The following is a 16,534-nucleotide window of genomic DNA, read 5'->3' on the forward strand; positions in this document are numbered from 1 at the left end:
GGTGTCAGCCGTGGAGGTAGACGATGCCGAGCTTGGTGAGCTGCCAGAGCTGGTCGGCGGCGCCGGTGTCGGCCGCGAGCACGACGAGCGGGTTGCCCTGCGCGTCGCGGCCGCCGCCGGCGGTGAGCACCTTGCCCTGGTCCTGGGAGTCGGCGACCGTGTAGCGGCCGCCGCCGGCCGGCTTGAACACCCAGTGCTGGTTGCCGCCGCCGTTGCAGCCCCACTGCTGGATCCGGGTGCCGACGGCGACGGACGCGGCGTCGGCGTCCAGGCACATGTCCCGGTTGCCGCTGAAGTCGAGCTCGTAACCGCCGCCCGCCTTCGCCTCCAGGACGAACGACTGGTTCAGCCCGCCGGTGGCCGGGTAGCTGATCGCGGCGCGGCCGTTGGTCGCGTCGCCGTAGGTGCCGCCGCCGGTGAGGTCGAGCGCGTTGCCGGTGGCCGCGTTGGTCAGCTGGTACCAGGCGCCGTCCTCGGGGCCGTCGCCGAACGGCTGCCCGGGGGTGAGCGGCTGGATGGACGTGGTGTTCTGCTGGTCGAGCGTGCAGTAGGCCTCCGCCTGGTCGGGCCGGGCGAAGAACTGGCCGAGGCAGACGCCCTCGCCGCGGTAGCCGGCGACGCGCAGGTGGTACGACTGGCGGACCATGTTCATGCACAGGCCGGGGATGCCGATCTGCGAGTCGCAGCCGTTGCGCGCCCACTCGGAGAGGTTGATGACGTCCCCGTTGCTGTACTCGTACGGGGAACTGGTCCACTCGGCGCAGACCTCGTGCCCGAAGGCGACCCGCCGCTGGTCCAGGTACCGGACGCCGGGCACCTGTTCGGCCGCCGAGCGGAGCGCGTCACTGAACGTCGGCACCACCCAGTTGTGGCCCCAGGCCAGGTCCTCGGGGAAGGCCGGGCAGCCGTCGGCGATCTTGCCGAGGTAGTCGTTGCGCCGGATGTCCGGCGTGATCGGGTTGAAGTACGACTGGTAGACCAGCTGGTAGGAGGAGTCCGCGTAGCCGGCCCGGCGCATGGTCTGCCGGATGTTCTGCAGCGCCGCGACGACCTTGGGCTGGACGCGCTTGGCCCGCTGGGCGATGTCGGCGCTGCCGATGGTGTCGCGGCAGCCCTGGCTCTTCGGGATCGGGAAGTACTGCGCGAGGCAGTGCATCATGATCCCGCTGAAGTCGAAGTCGTCGTTGGCGCCGATCGTGACGACGACCATCTTGACGTCGTACTTGCCCGCCGCGTCGGCGAGTTTGACGTCCTGCTTGGGCTCGCCGAAGTCGCCGCTGCCGCCGCCGGTGATCTTGGCCAGCTCCGGGTCGCTGACCAGGTCGCCGGTCTGGGCGCCGGAGCAGGCGAGGTCGATCGGGGTCACCCCGGGGATGTCGGTGACGAAGACCTCCGACTTCGGGTGCCGGTGGCAGTAGTTGGTGGGGGTGTCGGTGTCCGGGAAGTAGCCGTCGCCGGTGTCGGTGCCGGCGCCCTCCCCGGAGATGGCGCTGTCGCCGAGGGCGACGATCGCGGCCGGGCGGGCGCCGTCGGCCGCGGGGGCCTGGTCGGCGAGGGCGGCGGGTGCGCCGGCCAGGCCGAGGGTGGCGACGAGGGCGCTCACGGCGAGAAGTGCGCCGTACGGGGAGCGGCGCGCAACCGTCCGGGTTCTGCGCGCCGCCGACAGTCGTGACCTGATCACACGCGACTCCTTGCGGGGGGGGGTGGGGACCGCCCGGCCGGGGGCGCCGAGCGGCGCGGAGCAAGAACGCGGAGCAGAAAGATGAGCAGGTCTCACATTCTAGGTACTGACAAGTAACGCAACAAGGCTTGTGACAGCAGCGGAAGTTGACGCTCCGCGAGCCGTCGCGACGCCCCCGGACATGCGAAAGAGCCGCCGCCCGCACCCCAGGAGGGAAGCGCGGGACAGCGGCTCGACACCCGGCCGAACCGGGTGCGGAATCAGCCCAGGTTGGCGCAGTGGTTGCCGAACGCAGGGTTCAGCGCACCGATGACGTCGACCGAGTTGCCGCACAGGTTGACCGGGATGTGCACCGGGATCTGGATCTGGTTGCCGGAGATGACACCGGGGGAACCCGCGGCGACGCCCTCGGCGCCCGAGCTGGCCATCGCGGAGCCCGCGCCCGCGGCGACGATACCCACCACGGCGGCACCGACGGCAGCCGTCTTCTTGATGCTCATACGAGCCTCCTGACTGTTCAACAGAGATGCACGGGGAGTGCGACAACTAGAACGAGGCCCGTCGGGAGCGGTTGCGAGCGCACACGCCATGTCACCCGTGTGGCGCAACGGTGGCGGTACCCGGCATTCGGGTGATCACCGGACCGGACCGTTTCCCCTCGCGCCCTGCCTCGTTCTCCCTGGCGGAACACGCTCCACTCAGGCCCCTACACGAATCGAGTACCGCCCATGCGCAAGCTAGCCCACGGCGTCGCCGGCACCGCGGCCACCGCCGCCCTGCTCGCCGCCGGTGCCGGCGTCGCGTCCGCCCACCACCTGCACGGCGCGACCGCCGAGGGTGTCGCGGCCGGCTCCGCCGGCGTGGTCTCGGGCAACTCGGTGGAGGTCCCCGTGCACATCCCGCTCGACGTGTGCGGCAACTCGGTCGACGTGGCGGGCCTCCTGAACCCGGCGTTCGGCAATCACTGCCTCAACGCCTGACCGGGAATTCCTCCTGGTCGCGCCTTGCCCCGGACCTTATCCCGGCCGTGCGGGAAACCGTCCGCGAGGCGCCGAGAAGCGGCCACCGCGGCCACGCCCGAGCCATGGGCGGAACACGCCGGTGTGCGCCGACGGAGTGACAAACCACGGCAATCCCAGAAGCCAGCGGGCGAGCATTCCTGCTCGCCCGGCTCCCGACATTCGCGATCCGTCGGGCAGAAAACGGAGGAAATAACATGCGCAACCTCAAGAAGGCCGCCGTCCTGACGCTGGCCACCACCGGTCTGGTCCTCGGTGCGGCCGGCGGCGCGTTCGCCAGCTCCGGCGCCCAGGGCGTGGCCGCCGGCTCCCCCGGCGTGCTCTCCGGCAACCAGATCCAGGTGCCGATCCACATCCCGCTGAACGTCTGCGGCAACACCGTCAACGTCATCGGCCTGCTGAACCCGGCCTTCGGCAACAGCTGCGCCAACGTCGGCTGAACCCGCGGTCGCCGCCCCGGCGACAGCTGATTCACCGAGTCCGTGCCGCGCCCCGCGACGGGGCGCGGCACGCTCCACCCGTGTGTGATCGAGGAGATCAACCCCCATGCAGAACGTGAAGAAGGTCGCCGTCCTCTCCGCCGCCGCCGCCGGCCTGGTGCTCGGCGCGGCCGGCTCCGCCGCCGCCAGCTCGGGCGCCGAGGGCGTGGCCGCCGGCTCCCCCGGCGTCGGTTCCGGCAACCAGATCCAGGTCCCGGTGCACGTGCCGATCAACCTGTGCGGCAACTCCATCAACGTGGTCGGCCTGCTGAACCCGGCCTTCGGCAACAGCTGCGCCAACGTGGACATGCACCCGCACCACGACGCGGACGACTGCTGATCCTCCGGTCGGCACGCGTTCCGGCCGAACTGCCCCCCGACCGACCGGCCGGGGGGCAGTTCGGCATCTCCGGACGGCCCCCTGCTCCCGGCCGGCCGCCGGCCGACCGGATCCCGATCCACCGAAGGGTGATCCGCATGGTTTCGAAGAAGGGCGGGGCCGGACTGGCCGCCGCCGTCGGCGCCGCGGTGCTGCTCGGCGCGGGCTCCGCGCAGGCCGCCACCGCCCCGCACCCGGTCCCGGAGGCCGGCCCGGCCACGCTGACGAAGACGGACGTCGGCCAGGCGCTGAACGGGACGACCTCCGGGCTCGGCTACGGCATCGCGCCGATCAAGAGCCTGCGCCTGGACCCGTGGGCGAACTCCTCGGCCGACGTGCTCAACAACGGCGCGACCGTGCAGCCCGACCAGGGCCTCGCGCCGGTCGGCACCGGTACGCTGACCGGTCCGCTGAGCGCCGGGGGCGGCGCCAAGGACCTCCCGCTGGTCGGCGGACTGACCGGCGTCCTGCCGGGCTGAGGCCCGCGCACACGCGAGAGCCCGGCACCCGTACGAGGCGGGGTGCCGGGCTCTCGCATGTGCGCGGAGGACTCAGAGCTGCGCGAGGTCCGTCAGCCCGGTCTCCTGCACGACGCCGGTCGTGGTGGCCGCGGTGGTCGTGGCCAGGTCGTTCACCTCGTCGGTGACCGAGAGGCGGTGATCCTCGTTGCCGAGGGTCGCCGTGGCGCCCGGCACCGCCTGGACGGCGCCGGTGACCAGCCGCGGGTCCACCTCGTCGACCTTCAGGTGACCGCCGGCCAGCTGGCCCCTGCCGTCCTGGGCGAGCGAGAGCGGCTTGCCGAGGGCGAGGCCCGGGGTGTCGGCGCGCAGCGGCGCCGCGGGGGCGTCCAGCAGCACCTTGCCGAGGTCGGTGCTCTGGTCCACCAGCGGGACGGGCAGCTCGGCCTTGGCGCTCGGGCCCACCTTGCCGGTGCGCAGCTCGGGGACGAGGCGGTCGGGGAGCAGCTCGGTGCTGGTGCTGGTGGTCCGCCCCGGCGCCGGCGGCATGACCAGCGAGGTGGGGATGCCCGCGGTGAGGTGGCTGTCCAGCGGGGCGAGCGGGATGTCCGCGGGGACCTGCTGGGTGGCCAGCTTGTCCTCCAGCGCTCCGACCTGGTCGGGGCTCATGGGGGCGGCGGAGGCCGCCCCCTGGGAGGCGAGCACGCCCGCACCGACCGCCAGCAGCATCGCGCCGGCCCGCTTGGAGAACTTCATGCTTTTCACCGTTCTGCCTGTCCGTACTGGAGATCTTCCGAGGGGGTACGGCCGCGCTACCCGAGTACCGCAGCCGTAAAGCAATCTGCCTCAACGAGTGAGCGGGAGTACCGATTGCGGCGGTTAACCGATTCGGCCTAATAATCCGACCGGAAACCACTCCCGGACGCGCCTCCCGGACTCTTTTCAAAAATCCCCGTAACCTTCCGTGCCGTCATTCTTTGATCTGGACGTCAGTGACTGCAGACCGGGTCTGAGCGTTCTACGCGTTGTACGCACGGAAACCAAAGAGCTTTTCAGAGAGGGATCTCCCCATGATCCAGAAGTCCTTCGCCGCCGCCGGCCTGGCCGTCGCCGCGCTGGCCGCCGCCGCCGCGCCGGCCACCGCCATCGGTGACGCGGACGGCGCCGCCGCCTCCATCGAGGGCAACGGCGGCACCAACTTCACCGGCACCGTCGGGAACAACAGCCCGAACTTCCACTTCCTGGACAACGCGAACGTCTGCCTCCCCGAGATCCACAACATCGCCGTCGGCGTTCTCGGTGTGGCCGTCCCCGTCGAGGTCCCGATCGCCAACAGCGGTGGCAAGCAGTACTGCACCCAGGGCCAGGGCACCCAGAGCCACGGCGACGCCGGCGTCTCGCACCTGGTCGGCTGACGAACCGTCCGAGCCGTACCGCCTGCAGCTCCCGGGCAGGCCCCCTGAACCATCCCTTCGAATCGCTCCCCGATTCACCCCTCGAGAGGAAAACCGGAAATGATCAAGAAGTCCCTCACCGCTGCCGGCCTGGCCGCCGCCGCCATCGCGATGTCCGCCGGCTCGGCCTCCGCCATCGTCGACTCGGACGGCGCCGCCACCTCGGTCCAGGGCAACGGCGGCACCAACCAGACCGGCACCCACGGCAACGCCAGCCCGAACTTCCACACCCTGGACAACGCCAACATCTGCCTGCCGGAGGTCCACAACATCGCCGTCGCCGTCGTCGGCGTCGCGGTTCCGGTCGAGGTGCCGGTCCTGAACAGCACCCCGAAGCAGATCTGCAACGTCGGCCAGAACACCCAGTCCTCGGGCGACGCGGGTGTCTCGCACCTGATCGGCTGATCAAGGGGCACGGCACGGACGGAGGGCCCGGGGAGGTTGGTCTCCCCGGGCCCTCCGGGCTGTACGGACGAGGTGTCCGGCGGGCGCGCGCCCGGCCGGGTGAACGGCCGTCCGGTCCGGCGCGTGGGGCGGCGGGCCGGACGGCCGGAAGTGATCACGTGTCACAGGCAGAGCGCCGGCCGAGGCGCTCCCGAAGAGAGGGCAGAACCATGAAGAGCAAGCTGGCCAAGGTCGCGCTGACCGCCACCGCCGCGCTCGCGCTCGCGGGTGCCGCCACCCCGGCGTTCGCGCACGTCGGCCTGGCTGGGGGCGGCGAGTTCGTCGGCTCCGCCGACCCGGTGTTCGCGGCCGACCAGTGGGCCGCCGTCGCCCACACCTCGCACATCGTCACCGGTGGCGAGGGCTGGGGCGCCGCCACCGCCAAGGACGTGGCCGGCGGCGTGGAGGGCTTCGCCCACATCCACGACTTCCGGTAGGCCGTACGGCGGAAGGCCGGGCCCCCTCCTCGTGGGGAGGGGGCCCGGCCTTCCGCCGTCCCCGCCCCGAGCCGAAGGGCGCGCCCGGAGGCGATCGGGCGGGTAACGACGGCTACTTGAGCATCGCGGCGGCCTCGACCGCCCAGTAGGTGAGGATCTGCTGGGCGCCGGCCCGGCGGATCGAGGTGAGCGTCTCCATGATCATCCGCTCCCGGTCGATCCAGCCGTTCGCCGCCGCGGCCTCGACCATCGCGTACTCCCCGGACACCTGGTACGCGGCGACCGGCACCGGCGAGGCGTCGGCGACCTGGCGCAGGATGTCCAGGTAGGCCATGGCCGGCTTGACCATCACCATGTCCGCGCCCTCGGCGAGGTCCTGCTCCAGCTCGCGCAGCGACTCGCGGGCGTTGGCCGGGTCCTGCTGGTAGGCCTTGCGGTCGCCCTTGAGCGAGGAGCCGACCGCCTCGCGGAACGGGCCGAAGAAGGCCGAGGCGTACTTGGCGGTGTAGGCGAGGATGCCGGTGTCCTGGTGCCCGGCCTCGTCCAGCGCCCGGCGGACGACGCCGATCTGGCCGTCCATCATGCCGGACGGGCCGACCAGGTGGACGCCCGCGTCGGCCTGGACCCGGGCCATCTCGGCGTAGCGCTCCAGGGTGGCGTCGTTGTCCACGCTGCCGTCGGCGGCCAGCACGCCGCAGTGGCCGTGGTCGGTGTACTCGTCCAGGCACAGGTCGGACATGACCACCAGGGAGTCGCCGACCTCGGAGACGACGTCCCGGATCGCCTGCTGGAGGATGCCGTCCGGGTTGGTGCCCTCGCTGCCGATCGCGTCCTGCACGAGCGGGACGCCGAACAGCATGACGCCGCCGACCCCGGCCTCGGCGGCCTCGACCACGGCCTTGCGCAGGGTGTCCCGGGTGTGCTGGACGACGCCCGGCATCGAGCCGACCGGGACGGGCTCGCTGACGCCCTCGCGGACGAACAGCGGCAGGATCAGCTCCGCCGGGTGCAGCCGGGTCTCGGCGACCAGACGGCGCATCGCCGGGCTCTGGCGCAGCCGGCGGGGGCGAACGTACGGGAATTCAGCGGACACGGCTTCTCTCTCCGAACGGTGGTGCAGCTCCGGGGGCGACGGGATCGCCGCCCCCGGGTCCCGGACAGGGGTCAGCGGGCCTTGCGGCGCGAGCCCGGGCGGCGCTCGCTGGGCCGGTAGACCGGCTCACCGGCAGCGGTCGCGGTGTCGCGGCGCTTGGCCCCGAAGTCTGCCAGCGCCTGGGCCAGCGCGGCCGCCGACGGGGCCGGGGCCATCACGTCGACCCGCAGGCCGTGCTCCTCGGCGGTCTTCGCGGTGGCCGGGCCGATGCAGGCGATGACGGTGACGTTGTGCGGCTTGCCGGCGATGCCGACCAGGTTGCGCACGGTCGAGGACGAGGTGAAGAGCACCGCGTCGAAGCCGCCGCCCTTGATCGCCTCGCGGGTCTCGGCCGGCGGCGGCGAGGCGCGCACCGTGCGGTACGCCGTCACGTCGTCGACCTCCCAGCCGAGCTCGACCAGGCCGGCCACCAGGGTCTCGGTGGCGATGTCGGCGCGCGGCAGCAGCACCCGGTCGATCGGGTCGAACACCGGGTCGTAGGGCGGCCAGTCCTCCAGCAGGCCGGCCGCGGACTGCTCGCCGGAGGGCACCAGGTCCGGCTTCACGCCGAAGTCCACCAGGGCCTGCGCGGTGGTCTCGCCGACCGCCGCGACCTTGATGCCGGCGAACGCGCGGGCGTCCAGGCCGTACTCCTCGAACTTCTCCCGGACCGCGCGGACGGCGTTCACCGAGGTGAACGCGATCCACTCGTAGCGGCCGGTCACCAGGCCCTTGATGGCCCGTTCCATCTGCTGCGGGGTGCGCGGCGGCTCGACCGCGATGGTCGGCACCTCCTGCGGCACCGCGCCGTACGAGCGCAGCTGCTCGGACAGGCCGTGGGCCTGCTCCTTGGTGCGCGGCACGAGGACGTTCCAGCCGAACAGCGGCTTGGTCTCGAACCACGAGTGCGAGGCGCGGTGGGCGACCTGCTCGCCCACCACGGCTATCACCGAGGTGGCCGGGTCGACCGGGGCCGAGACCGGCGAGGGCAGCACCCGGGCGGCCTTCAGGTCGGCCGCGATGCCGGACAGGGTCGAGGTGAAGGTGCGCTGGCGCGTGGTGGTGCCGGACAGCGTCGCGCTCAGCGCCGCCTCCGGCTTGCGGCCGTTGGAGACCAACGCGGCGGCGGTCGCGGGCAGCTGGCCCAGCGTCGTGCGGACCACCAGGGTGGTCTCCGGCGCGCCCAGGTCGACGGGGCCGCCGGCCAGCAGCGCCGCGCCGTCGACGAAGCGCACGTCCGCACCGGCGGAGCCGCGCAGCGGGACGCCCGCGTAGGCCGGCACGCCGACCGACTGGGCGACGCCCGGGATCACCTCGAAGGCGATCCCGTCGCCCGCGCAACTGAGCATCTCCTCGGCGGCGCAGCCGTCCAGGCCCGGGTCGCCGTCGACGGTGCGGACCACGTGCTTGCCGGCCCGCACGGCCTCGGCGACCAGCTTGGCCAGGTCGAGCTCGACGCCCTCGGCGCCGGGGGTGTGCACCTGCACGCCGGCCGGGCAGTGGCTGCGCACGGCGGCGGCGGTCAGCGGATCGGCGACCAGGACGTCGGCCGAGGACAGCACCTCGACCGCGCGCAGGGTCAGCAGCCCCGGGTCCCCGGGGCCCGCGCCCAGGAAGGTGCACCGTCCGGTGGCGGACTGGCCGCCCGGGAACGGGATGTCGGTGGCGGCGGTGGGGCTCATGCGCCCACCTCGCTGCGCTCGGCGGTCTCTTCGCGAAACGCGCAACTCTTCATGATTCGCTCGCTTCGCTCGCTCATCGGGCTCGCTCCCCCATCAGGGCGGCCGCGCCCGCGTCGAGCAGCCGGGCGGCCAGCGCGCGGCCGAGGGCCGTCGCCTGCTGCTCGGCGGTCTCGTCGAGGACGATCGGACCGTTGGCGGACATCTTCAGCAGGGTGGCGCCGTCGGTGGTGCCGACCACGCCCTCCAGCCGCAGTTCGTTCGGCCGGCCCCAGGTGGCCAGCCCGGCCACCGGCGCCGAGCAGCCGGCCTCCAGGGCGGCCAGCAGCGCCCGCTCGGCGGCCACCTCGACCCGCGTGGGGGCGTGGTCGAGGGCGGCGAGCGCGGCGGCGAGGTCAGTGTCGGCGCTGGTGCACTCGATGGCGAGCGCGCCCTGGCCGGGGGCCGGGATCATCAGCTCGGGGTCGAGGTGCTGGGAGATCTCGGCGCTGCGGCCGAGCCGGTTCAGGCCCGCGGTGGCGAGCACCACGGCGTCCAGCTCGCCCTTGGTGACGTAGCCGATCCGGGTGTCCACGTTGCCGCGGATCGCGACGGTCTCCAGGGCGGCGCCGCGGGCGGCGGCCCAGGCGTTCAGCTGGGCCATCCGGCGCGGGGAGCCGGTGCCGATCCGGGCCGGGCGGCCGGCGCCGGCCAGCTTCTCCACCAGCTCGTCCAGGGCCAGGCCCTCGCGGGCGACCAGGGCGTCGCGGACGTCCTCGCGCTCGGGGACGGCGGCCAGCACCAGGCCCTCGGGGGCGGCGGTGGGCAGGTCCTTCAGCGAGTGCACGGCGAAGTCGATCCGGCCCTCCAGCAGCGCGTCGCGCAGCGCGGAGACGAACACGCCGGTGCCGCCGATCTGGGCCAGCGCCTCGCGCGAGGTGTCGCCGTAGGTGGTGATCTCGACCAGCTCGACGGCGCGCCCGGTGAGCCTGGTCACCTCGCGGGCGACCATGCCCGACTGGGCCATGGCGAGCGCGCTGCGCCGGGTGCCGAGCCGCAGGGCGGGGGCGGCCGGAGCCTGCTCCGTGATCGGTTGACCATTCATGAGGTGATCGTCCCGGTGGTACTCGTGGGATGGCTGACGGTTCATCCGGCGCTCCCGCCCGAGGGCTGGGGCCGGCCGCCGACGGGCGTGCCCGACACGGCGTGCACGGCCGCCGGGTCGAGGTCGAACAGTTCGCGCAGGGCGTCCGCGTAGGAGGCGCCGCCGGGCTCGGCGGCGAGTTGCTTGACCCGCACGGTGGGTGCGTGCAGGAGCTTGTCGACGACCCGCCGGACGGTCTGGGTGATCTCGGCGCGCGAGCGCTCGTCCAGGTCGGGCAGCCGGGAGTCCAGCCGGCCGAGTTCGGCGGCGACGACGTCGGAGGCCATCGACCGCAGCGCGACGACGGTCGGCGCGATCCGGGCGGCCCGCTGGGCGGCGCCGAACGCGGTGACCTCGTCCGCGACGATCCGGGTGACGGCGTCCACGTCGCCCGCGCCGGGGCTGGCGGCGTGCGCGTGCGAGAGGCTCTCCAGGTCGACCAGCAGGGCGCCGGGCAGCTCGTGCACCGCGTGGTCGACGTCGCGCGGCATCGCGAGGTCCAGCAGGGCGAGCGGCTGCTCGGCCCGGCGCAGGGCGACCGCGGCGGCGACGTCCTCGGCGCGGATCACCACGCCGGCCGCGCCGGTGCAGGAGATCACCAGGTCGACGTCGGCCAGCGCCTGCGGCACCTTGGCCAGGTCGAGGGTGCGGGCCACGCCCGGGCCGAGGATCTCGACCAGGCGCTCGGCGCGCGCGGGCGTCCGGTTGGCGACCAGCAGGTCGGTGACGCCGGAGCGGACCAGGGTCGCGGCGGCCAGCGAGCTCATCGAGCCGGCGCCGACCACCAGGGCCCGCTTGCCGGCGATCTCGCCCGCGCCGGCCGCGACCTGCTCCAGGCCGAAGGTCACCAGCGACTGGCCGGCCTTGTCGATGCCGGTCTCGCTGTGCGCCCGCTTGCCGACCCGCAGCGCCTGCTGGAACAGCTCGTTCAGGTCGCGCCCGGCGGTGTGCTCCTCCTGGGCCTTGGCGAGCGCGTCGCGCAGCTGGCCGAGGATCTGGCCCTCGCCGACGACCATCGAGTCCAGGCCGCAGGCCACCGAGAAGAGGTGGTGGACGGCGCGGTCCTCGTAGTGGACGTAGAGGTGGGGGGTCAGCTCCTCCAGGTCCACGCCGCTGTGGTGGGCCAGGAGCAGGGACAGCTCGGCGACGCCGGCGTGGAACTTGTCGACGTCCGCGTACAGCTCGATCCGGTTGCAGGTGTTGAGCAGCGCGGCCTCGGCGACGGTCGCGGTGGCCGCGGCGTCGTGCAGCAGCCGGGTCGGCGCGTCACCGGTCAGCGCGGCGCGCTCCAGCACGCCGACCGGGGCCGTCCGGTGGCTCAGTCCTACGACGAGAAGACTCACGCCCGCCCCCCACAGATCTTCGTGTTCATGCGGGCATCACCGCGGACAGATCGCCCTCGCCGCCCTTGGCCGGCTTGCCCTTGGCCTGCTCGGCCTGGTCCTTGGCGGTGGTCTCGGCGCGGCCCTTGCCGTTGCCGCCGGCCGCGCGGCGCAGCTTGGCGGCCGCGGCGCGGACCGGGCCGGGGGCGCGGTCCAGCACCGACTCGGTGCGGTCGGGCTCCTCGCCGGCCTTGCGCTGCTCGTGGAAGGCCAGGATCTGCAGCTCGATGGAGAGGTCCACCTTGCGCACGTCCACGCCGTCCGGGACGGTCAGCACGGTCGGGGCGAAGTTGAGGATGCTGGTGACGCCGGCCTCGACCAGGCGGTCGCAGACCTGCTGGGCGGCACCGGGCGGGGTGGTGATGACACCGATCGAGACGTGCTGGCTCTCGACGATCGACTCCAGCTCGTCCATGTGGCGCACCGGCAGCCCGGCCGCCGTGGAACCGACGACGTTCGGGTCGGCGTCCAGCAGGGCGGCGACCCGGAAACCGCGGGAGGCGAAGCCGCCGTAGTTCGCGAGGGCGTGGCCGAGGTTCCCGATGCCGACGATGACGACCGGCCAGTCCTGGGTCAGGCCGAGCTCGCGGGAGATCTGGTAGACGAGGTACTCGACGTCGTAGCCGACACCGCGGGTGCCGTAGGAGCCGAGGTAGGAGAAGTCCTTGCGCAGCTTGGCGGAGTTGACCCCGGCCGCGGCGGCCAGCTCCTCGGAGGAGACGGTCGGCACCGAGCGCTCCGAGAGCGCGGTGAGGGCCCGCAGGTAGAGGGGCAGGCGGGCGACGGTCGCCTCCGGGATGCCCCGGGCACGCGAGGGTCGGCGCGCGGCGCCCTGGTCGGGCGTCTGCGAACTGCTCTGTGGTGATCGGCCGATTGCCACGGTGCTCCTGTGGGTGAAGCTGGGCTTTGGCAGCCAGGCTATGCGTTTGTGAACGTGTGCACAAAGATGGTGTCCGATTTGTCCCCGCACAGTGATGCGCATCACGCCGTCGAACCCATAGCACCGCAGTCCGTCAGGACCACGGCCGGGGCCGGTACCCCGGGCAGCCACGGGCCGTACGGCGCCTCCCGGCGCAGCAGCGGGACGGCCGCCCCGGACGGGCGGGAACGGGCCCGGCCCAGCCGCGGCCACGGCACCAGGGCCGCCTCGCGCAGCGCCCCCGCCAGGTCGTCCGGCGCCAGGTCGTCCGGCGGGCCGCCCGGGACGCCCACGCAGTGGCGCAGCAGCTCGGCGGTCACCCGGGCGTCGCCGAGCGCGGTGTGCGCCGGGTACCAGCCGAGGCCGGCCGCCTCCACGCAGGCCGCCAGGCCGTGGCCGCGGGCCTCCGGCAGGAGCGCGCGGGCCAGCCGCATCGTGCACAGCAGCGGGACGGGCGGCAGCGGCACGCCGATGCGGGCGAACTCACGGTCCAGGAAGGCGTGGTCGCAGCTCACGTGGTGCCCCACCAGCACCCGGCCGGCCAGCAGCTCCAGCAGCCGCGGCGCGATCTCCCGGAAGCGCGGGGCGCCCTCGACGTCCGCCTGGCTTATGCGGTGCACGTGGGTCGGGCCGACCGGGCCCAGCGGGTCGAGCAGGGTCGCGAACTCGCCCTCCGGGCGCAGCTCGCCGTCCAGCAGGACCACCGCGATCTCGACCACCCGGTGCCGCCACGGGCTGCGGCCGGTCGCCTCCACGTCCACCACGGCGAAGCCCTGGGCCCCGGCACCGTCCGGGGCTTCGGAGGGCGCGGGGGTGGGACCGGGAAGCATGGCGGCACTCCTCGTGTGCTCAGCCCCCCACGGGCGCAAACGAGTTCGATCGTAAGCCGACGAACACGCTCCGACATCGCCGGTTCGGAGTGGGTTTGGCAACGATTCGGCGACTCGCCCCCGCCGGTCGGCGGGGGGGGGGACGGCCGGAGCCCGGGAAAAGACGGCGGAGGGGGGTCAGCCGCCCAGCGCGGCGCGCAGGCGGCGCTCGTCCACCCGCCAGAAGTCGTGCTGGCGGCCGTCGATCAGCGTCACCGGGATCTGCTCCCAGTACAGCCGGTACAGCTCCTCGTCCTGGGTGATGTCCTTCTCCTCGAAGGCCGCGCCCAGCTCCCCCGTCACCCGGACGATCACCTCCCGGGCGTCGTCGCACAGGTGGCACCCGGGCTTGCCGACCAGGGTCACGGTACGGTCCGCCGGGGACGGCTTCGGGCTCTTGTCACGTCGCAGCAGTGGGCTCACCCGGCCATTGTCCGCCCCGCCCGCGGCGGCCCCGCGCCCGGCCGCGCAGCGCTCTGTTCACCGCACGGGCACGCCGCCGTCACGGCCGCTGCGCGCCCGGCTGGCTATGCTCGATGACATGGCCGTGCTCCGAAGGCTCACCCGCGCAAGGCGCCCCACCACCGAGCTGACCGCCCTCGCGGGCGAGGCCGCGGCCGAGGCGGCGGAGGCCGCCCTGCGCGCCGAGCCCGAGCCGGCCGGAGCCCTCGCGGACACCGCCGCCGACACCCCCGGCGCACCCGCCACGGCCACTGGCACGGCCCCCGGCAGGCCCGGGAAGGCCCCCAAGGCACCCGCCGGCAACCACACCCCCGAGCCCGGGGACCCGCACGCCGCCGCCTTCTTCGACTGCGACAACACCATCCTGCGCGGCGCCGCGATCTTCTACCTCGGCGTCGGCCTGTACCGCCACGGCTTCCTCACCCGCCGCGACATCGCCCGCTTCGCCTGGCAGCAGGCCTGGTTCCGGCTGCACGGCGCCGAGGACCCGGACCACATCTCGGACGCCCAGCACACCGCGCTCGGCCTCGTCGCCGGCAAGGCCACCGCCGAGCTGGAGGCGCTCTGCGAGGAGGTCTTCGAGGACGTCGTCGCCGACAAGATCTGGCCCGGCACCCGCGCCCTGGTCCAGATGCACCTCGACGCCGGCCAGCGGGTCTGGCTGGTCACCGCCGCCCCGCTGGAGGTGGCCCGGGTGATCGCCCGGCGGCTCGGCATGACCGGAGCGCTCGGCACCGTCGCCGAGGCCCGCGACGGGCTCTACACCGGCCGGCTGGTCGGCGAGCTGCTGCACGGCCCCGCCAAGGCCGCCGCGGTCTCCGCGCTCGCCAGACGCGAGCGGCTCGACCTCGACCGCTGCGCCGCGTACAGCGACTCGGCCAACGACATCCCGATGCTCTCCCTGGTCGGCCACCCGTACGTGGTGAACCCGGACGGCGCGCTGCGCCGGCACGCGCGCGCCCAGGGCTGGCGGGTGCGGGACTTCCGCACCGGGCGGAAGGCGGCCAGGATCGGGTTGCCGGCCGCGGCCGCGCTCGGCGTGCTCGCGGGCGCGACGGCCGCCGGGGTCGCGCTGCACCGGCGGCGCCGCCGCGCGTGATCCCGCGCACGTTCCACCACTCCCCGACGCGCGCGAGTTGCCGTCGGAGCCGCTCCGAACTCCCTCGCACGGCCTTCCCCTTCACGGGTGACCAGACGTCAACAGGGCCGCTGACCTGGCCCCTCGTACGGGCGAACTCCGGTCCACGGCAGGGCCGTCCGACCCCGTTGCTCGAACCTGATACCCGCTGACCGGTTCTGATCGTTCGCCAGACCGGGAAAGTCGGCGATTACCGAGCCCCAAGGCAGGGAAACCGCCCACCGGACCGCCGAATTGGTCACCCTGAGCGCTCGTTCGGTCACGTTGGGCCGGATGAACGGTGACACGATCGGTCAGTGTCAGCCGAATATGCACGCGAAATGGATCCCAAGCGACCACTTCGACCACACGGTGTAGCTGTCATTGCACAAAGCGTTATTCTCTCCTGGATGCGCGTCACCCGACCGCCCCGTCCGAACGGGCCATGGTGGCGTGCTCTCCGCGCAGGCGGAGGTGATCCGTCCACAGTTCTGCCTCTGGGAGTCCCGTGTACCCACCCGTCCGGAACGACGCGCCTGCACCCTCCCGCCCGTCGTCCGCGCCCCTGCGCCCCCGCACCGGCCTCCGCGGTCGCCCGGTCACCACCCGGCAGATCTCCACCGGCCTCGACCTGCTGCGCAGCCTGCTCCTCAGCCAGCTCACCGTCTCGCCCCAGCTCGTCCCGGCCGGGGCGGCGCTCGGGCCCCAGCCGGCCCCCGGGCTCGCGCTGCGCACCACCGCGGCCGGCTCGGCCGGCACCGGCTCCCGCGGCCGCACCGGCACCACCGGCGTCGGCCGCAGCCGGACGCGCACCGCGCCCACCCCGGGCTACGAGACCGAGCACAACCCGATCATGGAGCTGGTCGAGCGGGCCCAGGCCGGCGAGAGCGAGGCCTTCGGGCGCCTCTACGACCACTACTCGGACACCGTCTACCGGTACATCTACTACCGGGTCGGCAGCCGGGCCACCGCCGAGGACCTCACCAGCGAGACGTTCCTGCGCGCCCTGCGCCGGATCGGCACCTTCACCTGGCAGGGCCGCGACTTCGGCGCCTGGCTCGTGACGATCGCCCGCAACCTGGTCGCCGACCACTTCAAGTCCAGCCGCTTCCGGCTGGAGGTCACCACCGGCGAGATGCTCGACTCCAACGAGTGCGAGCGCAGCCCGGAGGAGTCGGTCCTGGAGTCGCTCTCCAACGCGGCCCTGCTCGACGCGGTACGCCGGCTCAACCCGCAGCAGCAGGAGTGCGTCACGCTCCGCTTCCTGCAAGGGCTCTCGGTGGCCGAGACGGCGCGGATCATGGGCAAGAACGAGGGCGCCATCAAGACGCTGCAGTACCGGGCCGTCCGCACCCTGGCCCGCCTGCTCCCGCCCGACGCGCGATGAGGCGCACGGCCGTGCGGGCAGCGGCGGCCGCGTGCGGCGCCGACGGGGAGATACCCCACCGGGCCCGAGCCGTCGGTCCGTCACCACCGGTGGCGGACCGACACGTCCGGGTG

General features: G+C 73.5%; 19 protein-coding genes. 9 read left to right on the top strand and 10 right to left on the bottom strand.

Features of this window, described 5'->3' with window-relative positions; translation table 11 throughout:
- Window positions 1–4: 4 nt before the first annotated feature.
- On the bottom strand, window positions 5–1,603 hold the full coding sequence (locus tag ACFXDE_RS22620) for an RICIN domain-containing protein (protein WP_380496633.1): 1,599 nt from the start codon (window positions 1,601–1,603) through the stop codon (window positions 5–7).
- Between the two features lie 338 nt (window positions 1,604–1,941).
- The gene (locus ACFXDE_RS22625) at window positions 1,942–2,181 is read right to left on the bottom strand and encodes a chaplin (protein WP_329929030.1); all 240 of its coding nucleotides are present in this window, start codon (window positions 2,179–2,181) and stop codon (window positions 1,942–1,944) included.
- A gap of 228 nt (window positions 2,182–2,409) precedes the next feature.
- Between ACFXDE_RS22625 and ACFXDE_RS22630 the strand changes: the two genes are divergently transcribed.
- From ACFXDE_RS22630 to ACFXDE_RS22645, 4 genes are all read left to right on the top strand, one after another.
- Complete coding sequence (locus ACFXDE_RS22630; RefSeq protein WP_380449117.1) at window positions 2,410–2,661, top strand: chaplin; 252 nt, start codon at window positions 2,410–2,412, stop codon at window positions 2,659–2,661.
- Between the two features lie 236 nt (window positions 2,662–2,897).
- Window positions 2,898–3,140: a chaplin gene (locus ACFXDE_RS22635; protein ID WP_329929032.1), complete on the top strand. Its 243-nt coding sequence runs from the start codon at window positions 2,898–2,900 to the stop codon at window positions 3,138–3,140.
- Between the two features lie 106 nt (window positions 3,141–3,246).
- The gene (locus tag ACFXDE_RS22640; protein ID WP_380446751.1) at window positions 3,247–3,519 is read left to right on the top strand and encodes a chaplin; all 273 of its coding nucleotides are present in this window, start codon (window positions 3,247–3,249) and stop codon (window positions 3,517–3,519) included.
- 137 nt (window positions 3,520–3,656) lie between these two features.
- Window positions 3,657–4,037 (top strand): hypothetical protein, encoded by a 381-nt coding sequence (locus ACFXDE_RS22645; RefSeq protein ID WP_380496634.1) that lies wholly within the window; start codon window positions 3,657–3,659, stop codon window positions 4,035–4,037.
- 72 nt (window positions 4,038–4,109) lie between these two features.
- Here ACFXDE_RS22645 and ACFXDE_RS22650 read toward each other — a convergent pair whose 3' ends face one another.
- Window positions 4,110–4,772, bottom strand: a complete 663-nt coding sequence (locus ACFXDE_RS22650; RefSeq protein WP_380496635.1) for a hypothetical protein — start codon at window positions 4,770–4,772, stop codon at window positions 4,110–4,112.
- A 314-nt stretch (window positions 4,773–5,086) separates the two neighbouring features.
- Here ACFXDE_RS22650 and ACFXDE_RS22655 point away from each other — a divergent pair, with 314 nt between their 5' ends.
- The 3 genes from ACFXDE_RS22655 (at window position 5,087) to ACFXDE_RS22665 (ending at window position 6,351) form a co-directional block, all read left to right on the top strand.
- Window positions 5,087–5,431 carry a rodlet layer protein gene (locus tag ACFXDE_RS22655; RefSeq protein ID WP_329929036.1) on the top strand — a complete coding sequence of 115 codons (345 nt, stop codon included), beginning with the start codon at window positions 5,087–5,089 and terminating at the stop codon, window positions 5,429–5,431.
- 99 nt (window positions 5,432–5,530) lie between these two features.
- Window positions 5,531–5,875 carry a rodlet layer protein gene (locus tag ACFXDE_RS22660; RefSeq protein ID WP_380496636.1) on the top strand — a complete coding sequence of 115 codons (345 nt, stop codon included), beginning with the start codon at window positions 5,531–5,533 and terminating at the stop codon, window positions 5,873–5,875.
- Between the two features lie 209 nt (window positions 5,876–6,084).
- Window positions 6,085–6,351, top strand: coding sequence for a hypothetical protein (locus ACFXDE_RS22665; RefSeq protein ID WP_380496637.1), 267 nt, complete (start codon window positions 6,085–6,087; stop codon window positions 6,349–6,351).
- Window positions 6,352–6,463: 112 nt separating this feature from the next.
- Here ACFXDE_RS22665 and hemB read toward each other — a convergent pair whose 3' ends face one another.
- The 7 genes from hemB to ACFXDE_RS22700 form a co-directional block, all read right to left on the bottom strand.
- On the bottom strand, window positions 6,464–7,444 hold the full coding sequence (hemB, locus tag ACFXDE_RS22670) for a porphobilinogen synthase (protein ID WP_380446765.1): 981 nt from the start codon (window positions 7,442–7,444) through the stop codon (window positions 6,464–6,466).
- Window positions 7,445–7,515: 71 nt separating this feature from the next.
- On the bottom strand, window positions 7,516–9,165 hold the full coding sequence (locus ACFXDE_RS22675) for a uroporphyrinogen-III synthase (RefSeq protein ID WP_380446767.1): 1,650 nt from the start codon (window positions 9,163–9,165) through the stop codon (window positions 7,516–7,518).
- Between the two features lie 73 nt (window positions 9,166–9,238).
- Window positions 9,239–10,246: a hydroxymethylbilane synthase gene (gene hemC / locus ACFXDE_RS22680; RefSeq protein ID WP_380496638.1), complete on the bottom strand. Its 1,008-nt coding sequence runs from the start codon at window positions 10,244–10,246 to the stop codon at window positions 9,239–9,241.
- A 41-nt stretch (window positions 10,247–10,287) separates the two neighbouring features.
- Window positions 10,288–11,628, bottom strand: coding sequence for a glutamyl-tRNA reductase (locus ACFXDE_RS22685; protein ID WP_380446772.1), 1,341 nt, complete (start codon window positions 11,626–11,628; stop codon window positions 10,288–10,290).
- Between the two features lie 25 nt (window positions 11,629–11,653).
- Entirely contained in the window at window positions 11,654–12,547 is an 894-nt protein-coding gene (locus ACFXDE_RS22690) for a redox-sensing transcriptional repressor Rex (RefSeq protein WP_380496639.1), read from the bottom strand.
- Window positions 12,548–12,648: 101 nt separating this feature from the next.
- Window positions 12,649–13,416 carry an exonuclease domain-containing protein gene (locus ACFXDE_RS22695; protein WP_380446777.1) on the bottom strand — a complete coding sequence of 256 codons (768 nt, stop codon included), beginning with the start codon at window positions 13,414–13,416 and terminating at the stop codon, window positions 12,649–12,651.
- Window positions 13,417–13,593: 177 nt separating this feature from the next.
- Window positions 13,594–13,878 carry a glutaredoxin family protein gene (locus ACFXDE_RS22700; RefSeq protein WP_363656471.1) on the bottom strand — a complete coding sequence of 95 codons (285 nt, stop codon included), beginning with the start codon at window positions 13,876–13,878 and terminating at the stop codon, window positions 13,594–13,596.
- A gap of 118 nt (window positions 13,879–13,996) precedes the next feature.
- Between ACFXDE_RS22700 and ACFXDE_RS22705 the strand changes: the two genes are divergently transcribed.
- Both ACFXDE_RS22705 and ACFXDE_RS22710 read left to right on the top strand, forming a co-directional pair.
- A complete protein-coding gene (locus ACFXDE_RS22705; RefSeq protein ID WP_380446780.1) occupies window positions 13,997–15,016 on the top strand; it encodes an HAD-IB family hydrolase in 1,020 nt (339 codons plus the stop codon).
- Between the two features lie 583 nt (window positions 15,017–15,599).
- Window positions 15,600–16,421, top strand: a complete 822-nt coding sequence (locus ACFXDE_RS22710) for an ECF subfamily RNA polymerase sigma factor, BldN family (RefSeq protein ID WP_380496682.1) — start codon at window positions 15,600–15,602, stop codon at window positions 16,419–16,421.
- Window positions 16,422–16,534: the final 113 nt, after the last annotated feature.

The sequence above is a fragment of the Kitasatospora sp. NPDC059408 genome (assembly GCF_042751525.1).
Lineage (GTDB): Bacteria > Actinomycetota > Actinomycetes > Streptomycetales > Streptomycetaceae > Kitasatospora.

What these genes read in the sequence shown, in the direction of transcription:
- ACFXDE_RS22625 (WP_329929030.1), bottom strand. Translation starts at nt 2,181, where the DNA reads ATGAGCATCAAGAAGACGGCTGCCGTCGGTGCCGCCGTGGTGGGTATC.
- ACFXDE_RS22630 (WP_380449117.1), top strand. Translation starts at nt 2,410, where the DNA reads ATGCGCAAGCTAGCCCACGGCGTCGCCGGCACCGCGGCCACCGCCGCC.
- ACFXDE_RS22635 (WP_329929032.1), top strand. Translation starts at nt 2,898, where the DNA reads ATGCGCAACCTCAAGAAGGCCGCCGTCCTGACGCTGGCCACCACCGGT.
- ACFXDE_RS22640 (WP_380446751.1), top strand. Translation starts at nt 3,247, where the DNA reads ATGCAGAACGTGAAGAAGGTCGCCGTCCTCTCCGCCGCCGCCGCCGGC.
- ACFXDE_RS22645 (WP_380496634.1), top strand. Translation starts at nt 3,657, where the DNA reads ATGGTTTCGAAGAAGGGCGGGGCCGGACTGGCCGCCGCCGTCGGCGCC.
- ACFXDE_RS22650 (WP_380496635.1), bottom strand. Translation starts at nt 4,772, where the DNA reads ATGAAGTTCTCCAAGCGGGCCGGCGCGATGCTGCTGGCGGTCGGTGCG.
- ACFXDE_RS22655 (WP_329929036.1), top strand. Translation starts at nt 5,087, where the DNA reads ATGATCCAGAAGTCCTTCGCCGCCGCCGGCCTGGCCGTCGCCGCGCTG.
- ACFXDE_RS22660 (WP_380496636.1), top strand. Translation starts at nt 5,531, where the DNA reads ATGATCAAGAAGTCCCTCACCGCTGCCGGCCTGGCCGCCGCCGCCATC.
- ACFXDE_RS22665 (WP_380496637.1), top strand. Translation starts at nt 6,085, where the DNA reads ATGAAGAGCAAGCTGGCCAAGGTCGCGCTGACCGCCACCGCCGCGCTC.
- ACFXDE_RS22675 (WP_380446767.1), bottom strand. Translation starts at nt 9,165, where the DNA reads ATGAGCCCCACCGCCGCCACCGACATCCCGTTCCCGGGCGGCCAGTCC.
- hemC (WP_380496638.1), bottom strand. Translation starts at nt 10,246, where the DNA reads ATGAATGGTCAACCGATCACGGAGCAGGCTCCGGCCGCCCCCGCCCTG.
- ACFXDE_RS22695 (WP_380446777.1), bottom strand. Translation starts at nt 13,416, where the DNA reads ATGCTTCCCGGTCCCACCCCCGCGCCCTCCGAAGCCCCGGACGGTGCC.
- ACFXDE_RS22705 (WP_380446780.1), top strand. Translation starts at nt 13,997, where the DNA reads ATGGCCGTGCTCCGAAGGCTCACCCGCGCAAGGCGCCCCACCACCGAG.